The organism is Polaribacter vadi (assembly GCF_001761365.1).
Lineage (GTDB): Bacteria > Bacteroidota > Bacteroidia > Flavobacteriales > Flavobacteriaceae > Polaribacter > Polaribacter vadi.
Window position 1 is genome coordinate 595,031 of the sequence record NZ_CP017477.1, and the last position, 18,625, is coordinate 613,655.

Consider the following 18,625-nt stretch of genomic DNA (forward strand, 5'->3'; position numbering starts at 1 on the left):
AACTTCTTATTTAGAATTTTTAACAGAATCTTCAATATTTGATAATTTTTGAATGATGTCAAAAGATAGTTCATCAAATTGCTTTCTAACAATATTTACAATACTATCTTCAATAGGGGATTCAGTTTTTAGAGGAGTATAGTTTTGTTCATTTTTTTCAGCACCCGTAAATAACCACATTGGATCAATTCCTTTTATATTATCTATAATTGCTAATAAAATTGTTTCGTTAGGTTTTTTAGTAAAATTAACGACTGCACTAACCAGTTGTTGTGAAACTCCTATAAGTTCCGAAAACTGCCTTTGGTTTAGACCAGTGTCTTTAAACACTTTTACGACTCTATCTGTTCTATGTTTGTCTTCTTCTTTCATTTTGAAAAACAAATATAATAAATATTTACCACAAACTATGATTAAATAATTTATCATATTCAAATTTAGTTCTTTATAATAATGTGAAATTGTATATAATAATAAAAGTCCTATTGATAAATAGGACTTTTAGGGGTTTAGGGGTTTTGGGGTTTTTAAAGGGGGAACTTATGAAGAAAACAAATACTGAAGATTTTTTATATAAAAAGTAAAGTTTAGGGAACAGTACATTTTTATCTTGTCAATTATATTTTTAACATAATCTTCAGTATTTGATATTTCGAAGAATAGTTTTAGCAATTCTCCTAATTCATGATAACCTTTTTTTATGAAGCTATATAGGGATTTAGCTTTTAGGGATCATAGTTATCATTAATTTCTATTTTAAATTATAATTATAATAGAATATGTTTTTACCTTATTTATTATTTCTTTGAAAATAATTTTTTACTTAATTTTAATGTAAACAAGCATTTTATAAGATAATAGAACTTAATAATTATTAGGGGCACTACAAATGTAGTAAATATTTACCACAAACAATGATTATTTTAAAATAAATTTAAAAATAAATCACTACAAATAGTTAACGTGTTGATTATTAGTAATATATTTTTTATTTTAAAAGAAATTTTTATTAAAATTAGTTTGCAGTTATGCTATATAGTATTAAACCAAATTGATAACTATGTTATTATCATCTATTAAGTACTTACATCTATTTAATTGTAGTGAAAGAATACTAGCTATAAACTTTTCTATAAATAATACTTTATCTATTATTATACTTTAAATTGTTTCTATAAGACTCATAAAATGTCTTTAAATACATGTAGTTTGAATACAATAAAAATTAACAATACGTAATAACTAGTTGTTTTAAAGTATAATAAGTATTTATTAAATTTAGAGCAATAAAAAAGTCCAATTATAAATTGGACTTTTTTTTTAGAAAGGGGATTTCTAGGGAATTTATGTTGTTATTATAACAAATATTGAAGATTATAAACTAAAAAAGTAATATTTAGGGAATATTAAATCTTTAATTTGTTAATTTCTAATGAATACTGTTGTTGGTCAATTAGAGTTTTTAACAGAATCCTCAATATTTGATAATTTTTGAAGGATGTCTTGAGACAATTCCTCAAATTCTTTTTTAACTATTTTTTTTATATGAAGTTCTATAGGGGATTCAACTTCTTTGGGGGTATAGTTACTCATTTGTTCACCAATGCCAGTTAATAACCACATTGGATCGATGTTTTTTATTTTATCAATAATAGCTAGCAATATCGTTTCGTTAGGTTTTTTTGTGTAGTTTACAACTGCACTAACTAACTGCTGAGATATTCCTAAGATTTCAGAAAACTGCCTTTGATTTAATCCAGTTTCCTTGAAAATCTCTATTACTCTATCTGATCTTTTTTTATCTTCTTCTTTCATCTTTATTAACAGCACTACAAATGTAGTAAATATTTACCACAAACAAGGATTTTTTTGATAAATTTTTTTATTTATTTTTTAAAGCCCCCATTATTTCACTCTTTTTCCTTGCAGATACAGGGATGTTTGATGAATCATTTAATATTAAATATCCACCATCAGACTTTATAAATTCTTTTATATAACCTTTATTTACCAAATGACTTTGGTGAACTCTTAAAAAATTTACTTCTTTTAAAATATCTGCGTAATATTTTAATGTTTTCGATACTAAAATTTTAGTGGTATCCTTTAAATAGAAAGTTGTGTAGTTATTATCGGCCTTACAACGTATTATATCTTCGATATTTACAACGATTATTTTTTCTGAAGTATGTAATGATAATCTTTTTGGCTTATTGTTAGGTGCTGTAACTAGCTGTTTTAAAACGTTTAATTGCTCTTTCTTTGGTTGAATTTGAACTTTAGCTTTCTCTATTGCATTCGATAAATCCTCAATAGAATAAGGCTTTAAGATATAATCGATAGCAGCAAATTTAAAGGCTTTAATTGCATATTCATCACTTGCAGTTACAAATATTATTTTAGAGTTTAAGTTTGCTACAATCTCTAGAATATCAAATCCAGTACCATCTCCTAACATAATATCTAAAAACAAAATATCTGGTTGTTGCTTTTGTAATAGTTTAGATGCTTCTACTACACTTGCAGCTTTTCCTATTATTTCTATGGATGGATGATATTTTTCAATATCATTACATAACATTTCTAATGCTTCTGGAATATCATCTACCACAAATGATGTTAACTTACTCATGTTTGATTTTTTTATCGGTGAAATTCAATTAAGTTCTTTATTAATAATCTGTTTTTAAAGGAATTCTAAAACTTACTTTAGTTCCTTTAATTTTAGTGTCTTCAATAATTTCATCAATTTTAAAATTACTTTTATAAGAGAGTATATGTAACCTTTCTTTAGCAACACTTAATGCTACAGATTTATGTTTTGTTGTTGATTTTCTTTTTTTAGATTGATGAATGCCTATGCCATTATCTATAATACTACAAAGCAAAAAACCATGTTCTACTTTAAAATTAATTTGAATTGTACCCAAATTGTTTTTTTGAAAAGCATGTTGTACACAATTTTCTACAAAAGGTTGTAGTAACATTGTTGGAATCAGGATTTCATCTGGATCTATATTATTTAAGTTTGATGTGATAGTATAGGTAAATGTTTTTGAACTCATTCTTTGTTCTAACTCAATATAATTCTTTAAAAGTGTAATTTCTTCTTGTAAAGTGATCTCTTCAGTTCTTGAATTGTTTAAAATTCCTCTTAATAAAATAGAAAATTTAGAAATTGTAGCATTTAATTCATCAATTTTATTGGTATTGCCAAGTGCTTTAATTCCGTTTAAAACATTAAATATAAAATGCGGATTCATTTGCAACTGCAAAGATTTTTGCTCTAAAGACAGTAAACGGTTTTTTAGTTTCAAGGAATCTAATCTCTCTTTGTGCTTTTTATTAATATTCTTAATATAAAAATCTAAATAAAAATAACCTATTAATAAGAATGATATGACAACTGCAAAAATAAACCAGACTTGTTTGTAAAAAGGAGCATCAATTTTAAACGAAAAAGAGATAATGTCACTTTCATAATTATCTATTTTAGACTGTACTTCAAAACTATATTTACCAGCATTTAAATTGGGAAACTGAATGGTATTATTCCTAGACCAAGGAGAAAAATTGTTAGTTAGTTTATACCTATATAAGACTTTTTTAGGATTTGAAAGATGTACAGTTTTAAAAGTAATGGAGATATTATTTTCTGAATTCGAGAAATTCACCTTTTTATCTAAAAACAAAGAATCTACATTTTGATGATTTACTTGAAGATTCTCAAAATAAATAGTTGGTTTAAAAAAAGATTGATTTTCTGCATCATTTTTTAAAGTATAAATTCCTTTATCAGAAGCTATAAATGTAGATTTTTGGCAATCATTAAAAACGGAGTAAATTGTATTTGTGGCTAAAGCATTGTATTTATTAATTTTCTGTTTAAAAGAAAAGGAGGGAAGTACAAAAATTTCCAATCCGTTTGTTTTGGAAGTTACCCAAAGCTCATTTTTTAATTTTTTGATAGATGAAATATTCTCTAATGTTGGTATTTCTTTTTCAATTGATGTATCGTTTACTAGTAACAATCCATTTTGAGAAGTTGCTGCAACCATTTTGTCTTGAAAAGCTAAAAGAGAAACTATATGATCTGTAGATATTCTAAAAATATTTTTAGGTTTTTGCAAATCATCTATTTGCCAAAGACCTTTATTAGAAGCAATATAAAAAGTATTCTGATGAAAAATAATGTCATTAATAATCGAAAAATCTATAATTGAATTAATTTTAACAGGTTCTAAAATAGTATTCTTAAAGTGATAAACGCCTTCTTGAGTTCCTAAAAATAGGTCATCATCTTTTAAGAAAATTTTTAAGATTTTTTTCCCTTGTATAAATTGTTCTTTACTTTTATTTTTGATGAACAATCCATTTTCTGACCCTGCATAAATTGCATCATCTTTAACAAATATGGTGTGTGTATTTAGTTTATTGATTTGCGTAAAATCATCGCCATCAAATTGAACCAAACCTTTATTTGTAGCAATTAATAAATAGCCAATTTTATTTTGCTGTATATCAAAAATAGTATTGCTTGGCAAACCATCATCCATAGATATGTTTCTGATATTTTGTTGAGCATAATTGGTAAATGCTGATAATATCAGCATAAAAAACAAGATATATTTTTGAAAAATCGTCATAAAACAAACTTACTAAATAAAATTTTTTGAATTTTGGAAGTTATTACTTAATTAACTATTGCTGCTTTTTTTTTCATTAATAATAAGTGAAATAAAATTTTATTTTGGATTCCTTTTTTCAAAGGAATGACAAATTTATAGGAACTTCAAGGTAAAACCTTGAATAACTCTTTAGAATTAAAACGCCATTACACACAATTTTGTATAATGACGTTTTACAAACTACTTTTCCTTTTTCAATTATTTCATTGCATACAAACGTTTGTTATTTGTATCTGGAGTTATGTATTCCAATTCTCCATAAGGTTTAATTAAGGGCTTTAAAACCACTAAACCCGTTGTTTTACCTTTAATGATTAAGGTGCTATTTTTAAGTTGATAAGACCATCTGAATTTTTCGATTGGAATGTTCAATTGCTTCACATCAGCATATAAAACTTCTTGAAGTTCTATAAAATCCATCAATTCATCTTGATTTTCGAAAGTTGGAATTTCATTATCAGAATTATGATAATCCAATTCGAATTTTAAAGGAATTGTAAACTGCTTTGTATATGCTTCACCAACAAATCTTTCCTCATCATTATACAAAACATTCAGCCAATCTATATCTTTTTCTTCAGGATATTTTGCAGCAATTTCTTTTGATAAATCTACTTTTCCTGGAGAATATGCTGTTGGATAAAACACATAATGTGGTTTTGCTAAATAATGTTGTGTAAAATCGCCATTAAAAATAGAATAGTAAGGAGAAGCAATTACATTTGGCATTTCGTCTGAACAAAATGCATCTTTAAAAGTGTTCATCAACTCTTTATTTTCTCCCAAACCATTGGCATGAAAAATAATTTTTGAGTTTGCATTTACACTTTCTCGTAAAATTGGTAACGTTCCTTTTGTAATGTTTTTACGTAATGTTTCTGCAGTAATTTTTTCGCCTTTTATAACAGTTTCTAGACTCAAACCTTTAAAAGGATTGCTGTTGTTTACAATATGAATTTCTCCATAAGGCTTTTCAGATTCGTTGCTGTTTAACCAATTGATAATTTCTTCTAAAGAATATTGATCTTCTACAATTTCGAATTGTTGTTCCTCAAAATAAGCTCTTGCATTGTTGTAATAAGTTTCTGTTCCTTTATCGAAACCTGTAATAAAAACTAAAGGATTTCTGGAAAGAACTTCCTCTTTTATAGTATAATCTAACGTGTTTTCTGTTGATGCAATAGTGGGTGTATTTTTTTTGATTGTTGATGATTGATCACAATTAATTAACAGACTTGTTGATAAAAATAGTGCCAATACAAAGATTGATATTTTAAATAAAGTTTTCATAATTTCTATTTTTTAGTGTTATACACTGTAAAAGTAGTTATGAACTTTAGGTAAATTTTGGCTGTTTTAGAATTCGTGAAGTGTGAATTAGAATTCGTACTTCATTTTTTATGTTGATGAGAATTTGATGATTTTTATGAACCAAATTTTAGATCTCACAGGTTTTAAAAACCTGTGAGGTCTTTGAAAGTTTAGTTTTAAAATGGTTTTAGTATTAAAATTACAGATAGTTTGCAAAGAAGTTTAGCCCAGATTGAAATGGCATCCTTTTTTCTTTTTCAGAAAAAAGATATAACCTTTCGACTGCGCTCAAGATAAATTCCAAGCTGGAAATAGCTCCAAAAAAAAGTTATAAATTATAAAAACCTACAAGGTTGAAAAACCTTGCAGGTTGTATCTTGAAGTAAATTTTATAATTTCTCAGCTAAATATTTAGCAGTATAAGATTCTTTATTTTTTGCTAATGCTTCTGGAGTTCCCTGAAAAATAAGGTTTCCACCATTTTTACCTCCTTCTAAACCTAAATCGATAATATAATCTGCACACTTAATGAGTTCTATATTATGCTCAATCACAATAATTGAATGTCCTTTTTTGATCAATTCATTAAAAGATTTCAGTAATTTTTTAATATCGTGAAAATGCAAACCTGTTGTGGGTTCATCAAAAATAAATAAGGCTTTGTCTTTAGTTGTTCCTTTTACTAAAAAGGATGCAAGTTTTATACGTTGAGCTTCACCACCAGAAAGGGTAGAAGAAGATTGCCCCAAAGTAACATACCCCAAACCAACATCTTGCAAGGGTTTTAATTTTTTGGCGATTTTAGTCACTAAATTTTCAGAGAAAAAAGCAACTGCATCATCAATGGTTAAATTTAAAATATCGTCAATGGATTTTCCATCGAACTTTACTTCTAAAACTTCTTTTTTGAATCGTTTTCCATTACAAACATCGCATTCTAAATGCACGTCTGCCATAAATTGCATTTCAATGGTAACTTCGCCTTCACCTTTACAAGTTTCACAACGTCCACCTTCAACATTAAAAGAAAAGTGTTTGGGTTTGTAATTTCTTATTTTTGATAATTTCTCATTCGAATATAAAGCTCTGATATCATCATACGCCTTAATATACGTTACAGGATTTGAACGCGATGAACGCCCAATAGGATTTTGATCTATAAATTCTACATGTTTTATATTCTCGAAATTTCCTTTAATTTCTGTATGTTGTCCAATTTTATCTCCATAACCTTGTAGCTTTTTTTGCATTGATGGATATAAAATTTTCTTAACCAATGTGCTTTTCCCTGAACCAGAAACCCCAGTTATAACCGTTAAAGAATCTAAAGGAAATGTAACATCTACATTTTGTAAATTATGTTCTCTTGCTCCAATAATTTGAATATTATTTTTTGAGGTTCTACGTTTTGTAGGCACTTCAATCTTTAATTCTTCATTTAAATATTTTGCAGTTAAAGAGTCAGATTTTAAGATTTCATCGAAATTACCTTCAGCAACTACATTTCCTCCAAAAGTTCCTGCTTCTGGACCAATATCGATGATGTAATCAGCTTCTTTCATGATATCTTCATCATGTTCAACAACTACAACTGTGTTGCCTAAATCACGTAAATCTTTTAAAACTCCAATTAAACGTTCTGTATCTTTTGGATGCAAACCAATACTGGGTTCATCTAAAATATACATAGAACCCACCAATGAACTTCCTAGTGAAGTTGCCAAATTTATACGCTGACTTTCACCTCCAGAAAGTGTGTTTGAAGTTCTGTTGATGGTTAAATAATTTAAACCAACATCCGTTAAAAATTTTAAACGATTGTTAATTTCCATCATTAAACGTTTTGCTATTTTCTCATCATAGGTATCTAATTTAATGTTTTTAAAGAACACAGCCAATTCATCTAAAGGTAATGAAACCAAATCAGAAATTGTTTTTTCGTTTATTTTTACATAATTGGCTTCTTGTCTTAAACGTTTACCATTACAGGTTGTACATTTTGTTTTTCCACGATAACGTGATAACATTACTCGATTCTGAATTTTATAACTTTTTTCTTCTAAAGCTGCAAAAAAGTGATTGATTCCATTAAAATTCTTGTTCCCATTCCAAACTAATTCTTTCTGTGCATCTGTTAGCTGAAACCAAGGTTTGTGAACAGGAATATCAAATTTATAAGCAACAGCAATTAATTCTTCTTTATAATGAATGTAAGATGGAGTTCTAAAAGGAAAAATGGCATCATCAAAAATAGATAAACCTGTATTTGGAATGACCAAATCTTCATCAATTCCAATAACATTTCCATAACCTTCGCAAGTTGGGCAAGCTCCATAAGGATTGTTAAAACTAAACAAATGAGTGTTTGGTTCTAGAAAAGTCATACCATCTAAATCGAACTTATTACTAAATTCAGTTACTGTATTATCTGCCAAATTTTCGATAAAACAAATTCCTTTTCCTTCAAAAAAAGCAGTTTGTACTGCATCTGCTAACCTGTTGTAAAAATCTTCATCATCTTTAGTTACAACTCGATCTACAACTAAATATAAAGGTTCGTTTTTAAAATCCTTTTGTGGAAAATCTGCAATTCTATATACTTGATCATTCCATTTTAATCTTGCATAGCCTTGTTGTTCTAAAACTTGTAAAACTGTTTTTAGTTCTCTATTTTCATCAATAGTAACTGGTGCAAATAATAAAAGTTTTGTTTTTTCTTCAAATTTCTGAACGAATTTTACCACATCAGAAACTGTATCTTTTTTAACTTCGTTTCCAGAAATAGGAGAGAAGGTCTTCCCAATTCTGGCATATAATAATTTTATATAATCGTAAATTTCTGTGGATGTACCTACTGTAGATCTTGGGTTTGTAGAATTTACTTTTTGCTCAATAGCAATTGCAGGTGCAATACCCTTTATATAATCTACTTTTGGTTTGTCTAATTTTCCCAAAAACTGACGAGCATAAGAACTTAAACTCTCTACATATCTTCTTTGACCTTCTGCATACAACGTATCAAAAGCAAGCGAAGATTTACCAGAACCAGAAAGCCCAGTAATTACAACGAGTTTATTTCTTGGAATTACAACATCAATATTTTTTAAATTGTGCAATTTTGCACCTTTAATAATGATGTTTTCTTTAGGATTTATTGTGGAAATATCAGGCTTCATCTATCTAAAATATAAGGCATAAAAATACTACTATTTTAACGGATAGGAAAAAAAGTTTATGCTTCAATTTGTTAAAAAAGTTTGCCTAATTAAAAATTAATACTATATTTGAGCACTTAATAATCACAAAATTAGACGCATATAGCTTAAAATTACTTTTAACATTATTTATATAATAATAAAAAAAGGAACCACTAGTTCTTTTAAAAAGTAGTTATGATGCGAAAAAATACAATTTCCGATAGTACTTTAGTAAGCGAATACATTCAAGGTAAAGAAGCTTCTTTAAGTATATTAATCAACAGACATCAACAAAGATTATTCAGCTTTATTTATAGTAAAGTGAAGGATAGAGATATTACAGAAGATGTTTTTCAAGACACATTTATTAAAGTAATTAAAACCTTAAAAAAAGGGAATTATAACGAAGAAGGTAAGTTTTTGCCTTGGGTGATGAGAATTGCACACAATTTGGTAATCGATCATTTTAGAAAAACAAAAAGAATGCCCGCTTTTAGAACTACAGATGAGTTCGATATTTTTTCTGTTTTAGGTGATGGAACCTTAAATGCTGAAAAACAATTGATACAAGAACAAATATTTTCTGATGTTAGAGAACTTGTAAATGAGTTGCCAGAAGAACAAAAAGAAGTTTTGGTAATGCGTATGTATAAAGACATGAGTTTTAAGGAAATTAGCGAAAACACTGGAGTTAGCATTAATACAGCTTTAGGTAGAATGCGTTATGCATTAATAAACATGCGTAAAATAATAGATAAACATAAAATTATTTTGGTGAATTAACAATAAAGTAAAATATGCGTCGTTAATAGTTTATAACCAACAAATTAAACAGCTTATATGATGCAACTTTACTCAAAAAAGCCTTCTGAATTTCAGATGCAACCCAAAAAAGAAACAGTTCAATTTTTGATTAATTTTTCCAAATCGCTAACTATTGTAAAAACAAAATCAGAAGACTTCATTGAATTGAATTTGAATTAAGAGCGGAAAAAGCTTCAACACATGTTGAAGCTTTTTCCAGTTTTAGCCTATTTTGATAGTTGGTATATTCCAAAATTATATTTAAATATTTTGGACGTTCCCTAAAAAGGTTTGGCTTGGAATTTATCTTGAGCGCAGTCGAAAGGTTATATCTTTTTTATGCGGAATTTTAATTAACCTTGTTTTTATTAATAAGTTTGTTTCTTATCAGTATAAGATATTGAAATTAAGTTAGTATAAAAAAGGATGCCATTTCAATCCCTAGCGCACATTTTTGTCGACTTTTATACATTGGAAATCAACAGTAATTATTTAAAAATTTCAAAAGTATTCTTTTAATCTAATTGTATGAGATCCTTTCAGGATAACAAACTGTATTGATATTCAATTTTATCTGTATCAAAATTATTTTCTCTATGAATCTCTGTAAAAAAATCAGCAAAACTCTGCATTCATAATTTTTCAAAAGCGCTACTAAAAAAATCAAAAGAATTAATACGCGCTTAATTTTCTCCCGAAATTGCATCCATGGAAAATATATTAGTAGCAGGTGCAAATGGTACCACAGGAAAAAAAATAGTAACATTGTTAGAATCATCACAATATTTTAATCCAGTTGCTATGGTTCGTAAAAAAGAACAACAAGAACAATTTGAAAAAAGAAATATAAAAACAGTGTTAGCGGATTTAGAAGAAGATGTTTCGCATACAACAGAAAACATTGATAAAGTTATATTTGCAGCAGGTTCTGGAGGTAAAAAGGTAAAAGAAGTAGATGAAAATGGCGCAATAAAACTGATTGACGCTTCTAAAAACACAAAGGTTAAAAAGTTTATTATGTTAAGTTCTATGGGCGCAGATAACCCAGAAGAGGCTAAAGATTTAAAAGAATATTTGCAAGCAAAACACAATGCAGATGTTTATTTAAGAGATAGTAATTTGCCATTTTCGATTGTTAGACCAGGTTCTTTAACAGATGATAAAGGAAAAGGAAAAATAGAACTTTCTGAAAAATTAAATAAAAGTGGAGAAATTAGTAGAGATGATGTTGCACAAACTTTAGTAAGAGTTTTACACGATTCTGCAACCATAAACGAAACGTTCGAAATTATAAAAGGAGATACTTTAATTGGAAAGGCGATTCCTAATTAATAAAAAAAGCCGCATTTAATTTCTCCAAAGGGGAAAAACACTCTTTTTTAAAAGAAAAACTCTTACAATTTCCGTAGAATTTGTAAGAGTTTTTTTCATTAAAAAATAATCTATATTTTTTATAAATAACTATTTCCTCTGTGAATCTCAGCGAAAAAAACTCTGAGAATCTCTGTGTAATAATTTCCACAACAATCAGTGCAAATCCGTGAAATCCGTGTCAAAAACTATTTTCTCTGCGAAACTCCGTGTCAAATTTACTCACAATCATAAGTAAAAATCCGTGAAATCAGAGTCTACTTTTTACCTTTATAATAATCACTCAAAACAGTTCTTCTACCAATTGTTTTTGTGATGATGTCTTTGTCTAAATCCCAACCTCTTGCAGGCGAATAATCACGTCCATACCAAATAATTTGCAAATGTAAATCGTTCCAAAGTTCTCTTGGGAATAAGCGTTTTGCATCTTTTTCGGTTTGTGTTACGTTTTTTCCGTTTGTTAAATTCCACCTATATAATAATCTATGAATATGTGTATCAACAGGAAAAGCAGGCACACCAAAAGCCTGACTCATAACAACACTTGCTGTTTTATGACCAACTGCTGGCAATTCCTCTAAGCCTTCAAAAGATTGAGGAACTTCGCCATTATATTTTTCGATGAGTATTTTTGATAAACCATAAATCCCTTTGCTTTTCATGGGTGATAATCCACAAGGACGAATAATTTCTTTAATTTCTTCCACAGACATTTTTACCATATCAAAAGGATTATCTGCTTTAGCAAATAACAAAGGCGTAATTTTATTGACACGAACATCTGTACATTGAGCAGAAAGTAACACAGCAATTAAAAGCGTATACGCATCTTTATGATCTAAAGGAATAGGAATTTCTGGGTATAATTCTTCTAATTTATCGATTACAAATTGAACTTTTTCTTGTTTGGTCATTCTTTTAATTCTAGATTCGAGGTTTAAAATTCAAAGTTATTAATATCTTGTTAAACAACTTCTCAATTACTCGAATATTATACATGCTTTGTATCTTTGTTAAAAACTAACAATTATGACATCATTAAAGATAGGAGATAAGGCTCCACAATTTGAAGCAAAAGACAATGCAGGAAATACTGTAAAATTATCAGATTATGCTGGTAAAAAATTAGTGTTATTCTTTTATCCAAAAGCAAGCACACCTGGTTGTACAAATGAAGCTTGTGATTTAAGAGACAATTATCAATCTTTTTTAGCCAAAGGTTATGATGTTTTGGGTGTTAGTGCAGATTCTGCTAAAAGACAACAAAATTTTATCAATAAAAACGAATTACCATTTCCTTTATTAGCAGATGAAGACAAAGCTGTAATTGAAGCTTTTAATGTTTGGGGACCTAAGAAATTTATGGGGAAAGAATATAATGGAATTCACAGAACTACTTTTGTTATTGATGAAAAAGGAATCATTGAAGATGTAATTACGAAAGTAAAAACCAAAGCACATGCTGCTCAGATTTTGGAGTAGTGCTCATTTTTAAGTTTTTATGATTAAAAATACCTAGTATTAGGTATTGTTTCTGATTGTTAATTTGCTAATATTTGAAGTGATATTTCATTTTTTTTTACAAATTAAACAATCCTAAACTATTAATTATGAAAACAAAACTATTTTTTATTCTTGTATTCTTTTTTATAAGTAACCATCTCTTTTCTCAGAACATTTCAATTACTGATGCTAATTTTGAACAAGCTTTAATAGATTTAGGTTGGGATACTAATGGCTTAAATGGTAATATTTTAGAAAGTGAAGCGATCGTTATTGATAGCTTAAAAATAGGAGATCCTTTAGCAAATGAATTAACACCTAATGTTTTTGCTAAAATAACAGATATTACAGGTATTTCAGGAATGCCAAATTTAACATATTTAGATGTTAGAGAAAATGAAATTACATCTGTAGATTTATCAGCAAATATTGCTTTGGTAGATGTTAGTTTAGGAGGAAATCTCTTATCTACAATAGATGTTTCTAAAAATGTAAATTTAAAATCACTATTTGTAAATGATAACCAATTAACAACCATAGATGTTTCTAACAATACAACTTTAGAGCGTTTTGGAATCATGCGAAATCAGTTTACTTCTATCGATGTTTCTACTTTGTTAAATATTAAGGACTTATTTATTCATGGCAATCAATTGACTAGTATAGATTTAACTAAAAATGTAAATTTGGTTACTTTACAAGCATATGATAATTTACTATCCACTTTAGATGTAAGTCAAAATATATTTTTAGAAATTTTAAGGATGGATAATAATCACGATTTAAATCCAAACAATACAATATCTAGTTTAGACTTATCTAATAATATTGCATTGAGAGATTTAAGAATTTCTAATAATCCAATTAACGCAATTGATCTTACGAATAACATTAATTTAGAGTTTATAACCTTAGACGGAGTTGGAATTTCTGGAATAGATGTAACGCAAAACACCAAGCTAAAGAGAATTTACGCTAGCTTTAATAGCAATTTTACAAGTTTAGATGTATCTCAAAATACAGATTTAGAATATTTAACAATATCAAACAATAATATTTCTAGCATAGATGTTAGTAATAACCCAGAGTTACTTTGGCTTTCTATAGAACACAACTCAATTTTAGATATCGACCTTAGTAATAATACTAAATTAACCAATTTATATTTAGATAATAATGGTTTTAGCAGTTTAGATGTAAGTGCAAATTTATTATTAGGTAAAGGAAACCCACAATCTTTTGCTCCAGTTTTTGTAAATCAAAACCCTAATTTATCTTGTATTCAAGTTGATGTAACTCAAGACACTTCAGAATGGATTAAAGATGATAATGCAATATTTAGTACAAACTGTGGAAATCCAAATGCTACAATTGCAATACCAGATACAAATTTTGAACAAGCTTTAATTGATGCTGGTTGGGATTCTAATGGATTAAGTGGAACAATTTTAGAGACTGAAGCGCAAACTATTGATAGTTTAAAAATTAGTGGAAAAGAAATTGCATCTTTAGTAGGTTTAGAAAAAATGTCTAATTTAACATATTTACACGCAAGTAATAATTCGTTAACCTCAATTAATACAACTCAAAACTCACAACTGAAAAAATTATATTTAGATGGTAATAATCTATCTGATATTGATGTTTCTTTAAATACAGATTTAGAAGTTTTTTCAATTTTTGGAGGAAGTTCTCAACTTACAACTATTGATTTAAGTAATAATACCAAGTTAACGAGTATAACACTTACTACGTTATCTAATTTAGAAAATATCATTTTTGGCAACTCTCCAAATTTAACTTATATTCAATTAGCATATAATAAAGTTGCTAGTTTAGATTTATCAGGTTTACCTAACTTGGAAGAGCTAAAAATTCCTTTTCAACAAATGGAAAGTTTAGATGTTTCTCAAAACACCAAACTAACCAATCTTTGGGTTTCTAGCAATAATTTAACAAGCTTAGACTTATCTAACAATCCAGCTTTAACACAAGCTTTAGTAGATGGTAATCAATTAACAACTTTAAATGTTTCTCAAAATCCTGAGTTATTATTTGTAAGAGCTTATGAAAATCAATTAACTGAAATTGATGTAAACAACAGTCCAGAGTTAAATTCTTTGTGGTTAGGAGGAAATTCAGGCGATTTAAGTGGAAGATCAGAAACCAACTCTTTTGCTACAATTGATGTTTCTAACAACTTAAAATTAAAGGAATTAATCATAGCAGGTTCTAATTTAACAACCATAGATGTTTCTAAAAATAAGGATTTAAATCTGTTAAACGTAAACTCGAATAATCTTACAGAATTAAACCTTACCGAAAATGATTCTTTAAAAGTATTGGCTTTTGGTATCAATAATATAAATACTGTTGATTTATCCAACTTAACAAAATTAGATGAACTGTATGCTTATGAAGCGAATCTTACTAGTTTAGATGTTTCTAACAATACAAATCTTACCAAACTATTAGTTTATACTAATAATTTAACAAACTTAGATATTTCTAACAATTTAGCATTAAAAGAATTAGATATTAGTGATGTTCGTTTTGATGGAACTTTAGATTTGTCTAATCATAATCAATTAGAAAATTTTGTAATGTATAATACACTGTATACAAGTGTAAATCTAAACAATGGTAATAATGTTAGCTTTAACAATTTAGAAATTAAAGACAATACTAATTTAACATGTGTTCAAGTTGATAATGAAAATTATGCGAATACCAATTTTACGAACATTAATGGCGGTTTTTCTTTTAGTGAAGATTGTGGTTTTGGATCTATGTTTGTAACAATTCCAGATGCAAATTTTGAGCAAGCTTTAATTGATTTAGGATGGGATACAAATGGTTTAACTGGCAATATTTTAGAAAGCGAAGCAATTGCTATTGATAGCTTAAAAATAGGGAATCCTTTAACAAATGAATTAACACCTAATGTGTTAGCTAAAATTACAGATGTTACAGGTATTTCTGCAATGCCAAATTTAACATATTTAGATGTTAGAGAAAATGAAATTACATCTGTAGATTTATCAGCAAATATTGCTTTGGGAGATGTTAGTTTAGGAGCGAATCTATTAACTTCTATAGATGTTTCTAAAAACGTTAATTTAGTTTCACTTTTTGTAAATGAAAACCAACTTACAACTATAGATGTTTCTAACAATATAAATTTAGAACGTTTAGGAATTATGCGAAATCAAATTTCTACTGTTGATGTTTCTATGTTGCTAAACTTAAAAGATTTATTTGTGCATGAAAATTCTTTTAACAGTTTAAATATTTCAAATAATACCGAATTAACTTGGCTGTATGCTTCAGGAAATCAAATAGCTACAATTGATTTATCAACCAATACAAAATTAGTAAGAATAGATATTTACGATAATTTGTTGACAAGTATAGATGTAAGTATGTTACCTGATTTGAGCGATTTTAGAACAGCAAATAATCAAATAACAAATTTAGATGTTTCAAATAACACAAACTTACTTTCATTTAGTTGTAATGATAATTTATTAACCTCATTAAATGTAAAAAATGGAAATAATAGCAATTCAACATATTTTGATGCTTCAAACAATCCAAATTTAACATGTATTCAAGTTGATGATATTGCTTATGCAACTACAAACTGGACTCAAAAAGATCCTCAAACCAATTTTAGTTTAAATTGTAATGAAGGTATTGTAAGTATTCCAGATGCAAATTTAAAAGCTGCTTTATTGGCAAATACTTTGATAAATACAAATGAAGATACTGAAATTCAGATTTCAGAAGCAGAACAATTTAATGAGGCTTTAGTAGGGGAAGAGTTAAACATAGCAGATTTAACAGGTATAGAAGCTTTTGTAAATATTACAGGGCTAAATTTTAGAGGTAACGATTTAACAACAATTGATTTATCTAAAAACACAAAACTTACTTGGATAGATTTAGACAGTAACAACCTATCTCAAGTAGATTTTTCTAATAATTTAGCGTTAAATTTTATAGATATTTCTTTAAACGATTTGAATAGTTTAGATATTAGTATGTTGGTAAATTTAGAGAGTTTATATGCTGGTGATAATAAAATTACTTCAATTGATGTTTCAAACAACATCAATTTAAAAAATCTTTGGTTAAATATTAATGAACTAACATCTATTGACATCACTTCTAATATCAATTTAGAAAATTTACAATTAGATTGGAATTTTAATTTATCTGCAATTGATTTTTCAAACAATTTAGAATTGAATAGAATTCATGTATGGAGAACTTCTTTAACCACTTTAGATGTTAGCATGTTGTCAAAACTGCAAAGATTATATGTTTCTGATACTCAAATAACAACCTTAGATATTTCTAACAATCCAAAATTATATGATATTCGATTAGGAGAAACAAACGTTACTTCATTAGATGTCTCTAAAAATGTATTGTTAGAAAGAATAGATGTTTTTAAAACAAAAATTACTTCTTTAAATGTTTCTAAAAACACAAAATTAATAACGTTGTTAATGAACGAAAACGAATTTACAGGTATAGATGTATCTAAAAATCCACTTTTAGTGGAGTTGAATGCTAGCGATAATAACATTGTGAATATCGATATTCAAAGAAATGCAAATCTAGAAACCTTACTAATTAATAACAATCTTTTAGAAAGAGCAGTTTTAAGAAACGGAAATAATGCAGCAATCACAAATTTAGATATTACAGGCAACGAAAATTTAACGTGTATTTCTGTTGATAACGTTGCTTATGCTAATGATAATTGGTTAAATAAAGATACAACTGCTACTTATAGCACAGATTGTAATGCTATTTGGGAAGTGTATACAGAAGATTCTAGTTTAGAGGATTCTTTAAATTCAATTGCAGGTTTAGATGATGATGGAGATGGAATGATTACCTATGAAGAAGCACAAGCATTTACAGGCGATTTAGATTTAAGTGGACAAAATATTACTTCAGTTACAGGTTTAGAAGCGTTTACAAATGCTGCAAGCATCAATATATCTGGCAATAGTATTACAGATATCAGTAGCTTATTAACTGCAAATACTGTAGTAGTTTCTTCTAGGATTTCTGGTAAAACAAAAAGTATAGCCAGAAGTAAAAATAATGTCAAAAAATTAAATGTTGCTGATAACTTAATTGAAGAAATTGATATTTCTGAAATTTCAACATTTACAGAATTAATTGTAAGGAATAATAAGTTAATTTATTTAAACATTAATAATGATAGCAATGCAAATCTTTTAAACCTAGATGCAACTGGAAACCCAGATTTAAAGTGTATTCAAGTAGATGATGTTGCTTTTGCAAACGGAAACGCAAATTGGACCAAAGATCCTGTAGCGAGTTACAATACCTATTGTCCTCCTGCAGGAACATTGGCTGTAGATGAAAACTTTTTAAATGAAAATATTGGAATGTATCCAAACCCTGCAACTTCAAGGATTGAAATTTCAGTTTCAAATGGTTTGATTTTAAAGTCGATAGAAATTTACAATTTGGTGGGTAAAAAACTACAAACAACTCAAAATAGCGATGTAAATCTTTTAGGATTAGCAACTGGAGTATATGTGGTAAAAATTAAAACGAATAAAGGTTCAATTCATAAAAAACTAATTAAAAATTAGAATTTATCTTTAAAATAGAAAAAAGAGAATAGAGAAAATAACATTTAAAACAAGACTAGTTACACAATTAGTCTTGTTTTTTTTTATAGAATACACAAAAAAACATAAA

At 27.6% G+C, this 18,625-nt stretch carries 11 protein-coding genes; 4 read left to right on the forward strand and 7 right to left on the reverse strand.

Features of this window, described 5'->3' with window-relative positions:
• Positions 1 to 6: 6 nt before the first annotated feature.
• The 6 genes from LPB03_RS02715 to uvrA all read right to left on the reverse strand — a co-directional run bounded on the left by LPB03_RS02715 (position 7) and on the right by uvrA (position 9,175).
• Positions 7 to 372, reverse strand: a complete 366-nt coding sequence (locus LPB03_RS02715) for a helix-turn-helix domain-containing protein (RefSeq protein ID WP_065317999.1) — start codon at positions 370 to 372, stop codon at positions 7 to 9.
• A gap of 1,077 nt (positions 373 to 1,449) precedes the next feature.
• Positions 1,450 to 1,815, reverse strand: a complete 366-nt coding sequence (locus LPB03_RS02720; protein WP_065317998.1) for a helix-turn-helix domain-containing protein — start codon at positions 1,813 to 1,815, stop codon at positions 1,450 to 1,452.
• 67 nt (positions 1,816 to 1,882) lie between these two features.
• A complete protein-coding gene (locus LPB03_RS02725) occupies positions 1,883 to 2,632 on the reverse strand; it encodes a LytR/AlgR family response regulator transcription factor (RefSeq protein WP_065317997.1) in 750 nt (249 codons plus the stop codon).
• Positions 2,633 to 2,672: 40 nt separating this feature from the next.
• Positions 2,673 to 4,613 carry a sensor histidine kinase gene (locus LPB03_RS02730; RefSeq protein WP_065317996.1) on the reverse strand — a complete coding sequence of 647 codons (1,941 nt, stop codon included), beginning with the start codon at positions 4,611 to 4,613 and terminating at the stop codon, positions 2,673 to 2,675.
• 273 nt (positions 4,614 to 4,886) lie between these two features.
• On the reverse strand, positions 4,887 to 5,978 hold the full coding sequence (locus LPB03_RS02735; RefSeq protein WP_065317995.1) for a hypothetical protein: 1,092 nt from the start codon (positions 5,976 to 5,978) through the stop codon (positions 4,887 to 4,889).
• A 410-nt stretch (positions 5,979 to 6,388) separates the two neighbouring features.
• Entirely contained in the window at positions 6,389 to 9,175 is a 2,787-nt protein-coding gene (uvrA, locus tag LPB03_RS02740) for an excinuclease ABC subunit UvrA (protein WP_065317994.1), read from the reverse strand.
• 216 nt (positions 9,176 to 9,391) lie between these two features.
• Between uvrA and LPB03_RS02745 the strand changes: the two genes are divergently transcribed.
• Positions 9,392 to 9,979, forward strand: coding sequence for an RNA polymerase sigma factor (locus tag LPB03_RS02745; RefSeq protein WP_065317993.1), 588 nt, complete (start codon positions 9,392 to 9,394; stop codon positions 9,977 to 9,979).
• A 729-nt stretch (positions 9,980 to 10,708) separates the two neighbouring features.
• Positions 10,709 to 11,332 (forward strand): SDR family oxidoreductase, encoded by a 624-nt coding sequence (locus tag LPB03_RS02750; protein WP_065317992.1) that lies wholly within the window; start codon positions 10,709 to 10,711, stop codon positions 11,330 to 11,332.
• Between the two features lie 296 nt (positions 11,333 to 11,628).
• On the opposite strand, the gene LPB03_RS02755 is transcribed toward LPB03_RS02750, so the two are convergent.
• Positions 11,629 to 12,285, reverse strand: a complete 657-nt coding sequence (locus LPB03_RS02755) for an endonuclease III domain-containing protein (protein WP_065317991.1) — start codon at positions 12,283 to 12,285, stop codon at positions 11,629 to 11,631.
• A gap of 115 nt (positions 12,286 to 12,400) precedes the next feature.
• On the opposite strand from LPB03_RS02755, the gene bcp reads away from it, so the two are divergent.
• Together bcp and LPB03_RS02765 are read left to right on the forward strand one after the other, a co-directional pair.
• The gene (gene bcp, locus LPB03_RS02760; protein WP_065317990.1) at positions 12,401 to 12,853 is read left to right on the forward strand and encodes a thioredoxin-dependent thiol peroxidase; all 453 of its coding nucleotides are present in this window, start codon (positions 12,401 to 12,403) and stop codon (positions 12,851 to 12,853) included.
• 128 nt (positions 12,854 to 12,981) lie between these two features.
• The gene (locus LPB03_RS02765; protein WP_065317989.1) at positions 12,982 to 18,516 is read left to right on the forward strand and encodes a T9SS type A sorting domain-containing protein; all 5,535 of its coding nucleotides are present in this window, start codon (positions 12,982 to 12,984) and stop codon (positions 18,514 to 18,516) included.
• The last annotated feature ends 109 nt before the right edge of the window (positions 18,517 to 18,625 follow it).

Bases quoted from the DNA above. Each gene is read 5' to 3' on its own strand.
- LPB03_RS02720 (WP_065317998.1), bottom strand. From the start codon at position 1,815: ATGAAAGAAGAAGATAAAAAAAGATCAGATAGAGTAATAGAGATTTTC.
- LPB03_RS02745 (WP_065317993.1), top strand. From the start codon at position 9,392: ATGATGCGAAAAAATACAATTTCCGATAGTACTTTAGTAAGCGAATAC.
- LPB03_RS02765 (WP_065317989.1), top strand. From the start codon at position 12,982: ATGAAAACAAAACTATTTTTTATTCTTGTATTCTTTTTTATAAGTAAC.
- LPB03_RS02715 (WP_065317999.1), bottom strand. From the start codon at position 372: ATGAAAGAAGAAGACAAACATAGAACAGATAGAGTCGTAAAAGTGTTT.
- bcp (WP_065317990.1), top strand. From the start codon at position 12,401: ATGACATCATTAAAGATAGGAGATAAGGCTCCACAATTTGAAGCAAAA.
- LPB03_RS02730 (WP_065317996.1), bottom strand. From the start codon at position 4,613: ATGCTGATATTATCAGCATTTACCAATTATGCTCAACAAAATATCAGA.
- LPB03_RS02750 (WP_065317992.1), top strand. From the start codon at position 10,709: ATGGAAAATATATTAGTAGCAGGTGCAAATGGTACCACAGGAAAAAAA.
- uvrA (WP_065317994.1), bottom strand. From the start codon at position 9,175: ATGAAGCCTGATATTTCCACAATAAATCCTAAAGAAAACATCATTATT.
- LPB03_RS02735 (WP_065317995.1), bottom strand. From the start codon at position 5,978: ATGAAAACTTTATTTAAAATATCAATCTTTGTATTGGCACTATTTTTA.
- LPB03_RS02725 (WP_065317997.1), bottom strand. From the start codon at position 2,632: ATGAGTAAGTTAACATCATTTGTGGTAGATGATATTCCAGAAGCATTA.
- LPB03_RS02755 (WP_065317991.1), bottom strand. From the start codon at position 12,285: ATGACCAAACAAGAAAAAGTTCAATTTGTAATCGATAAATTAGAAGAA.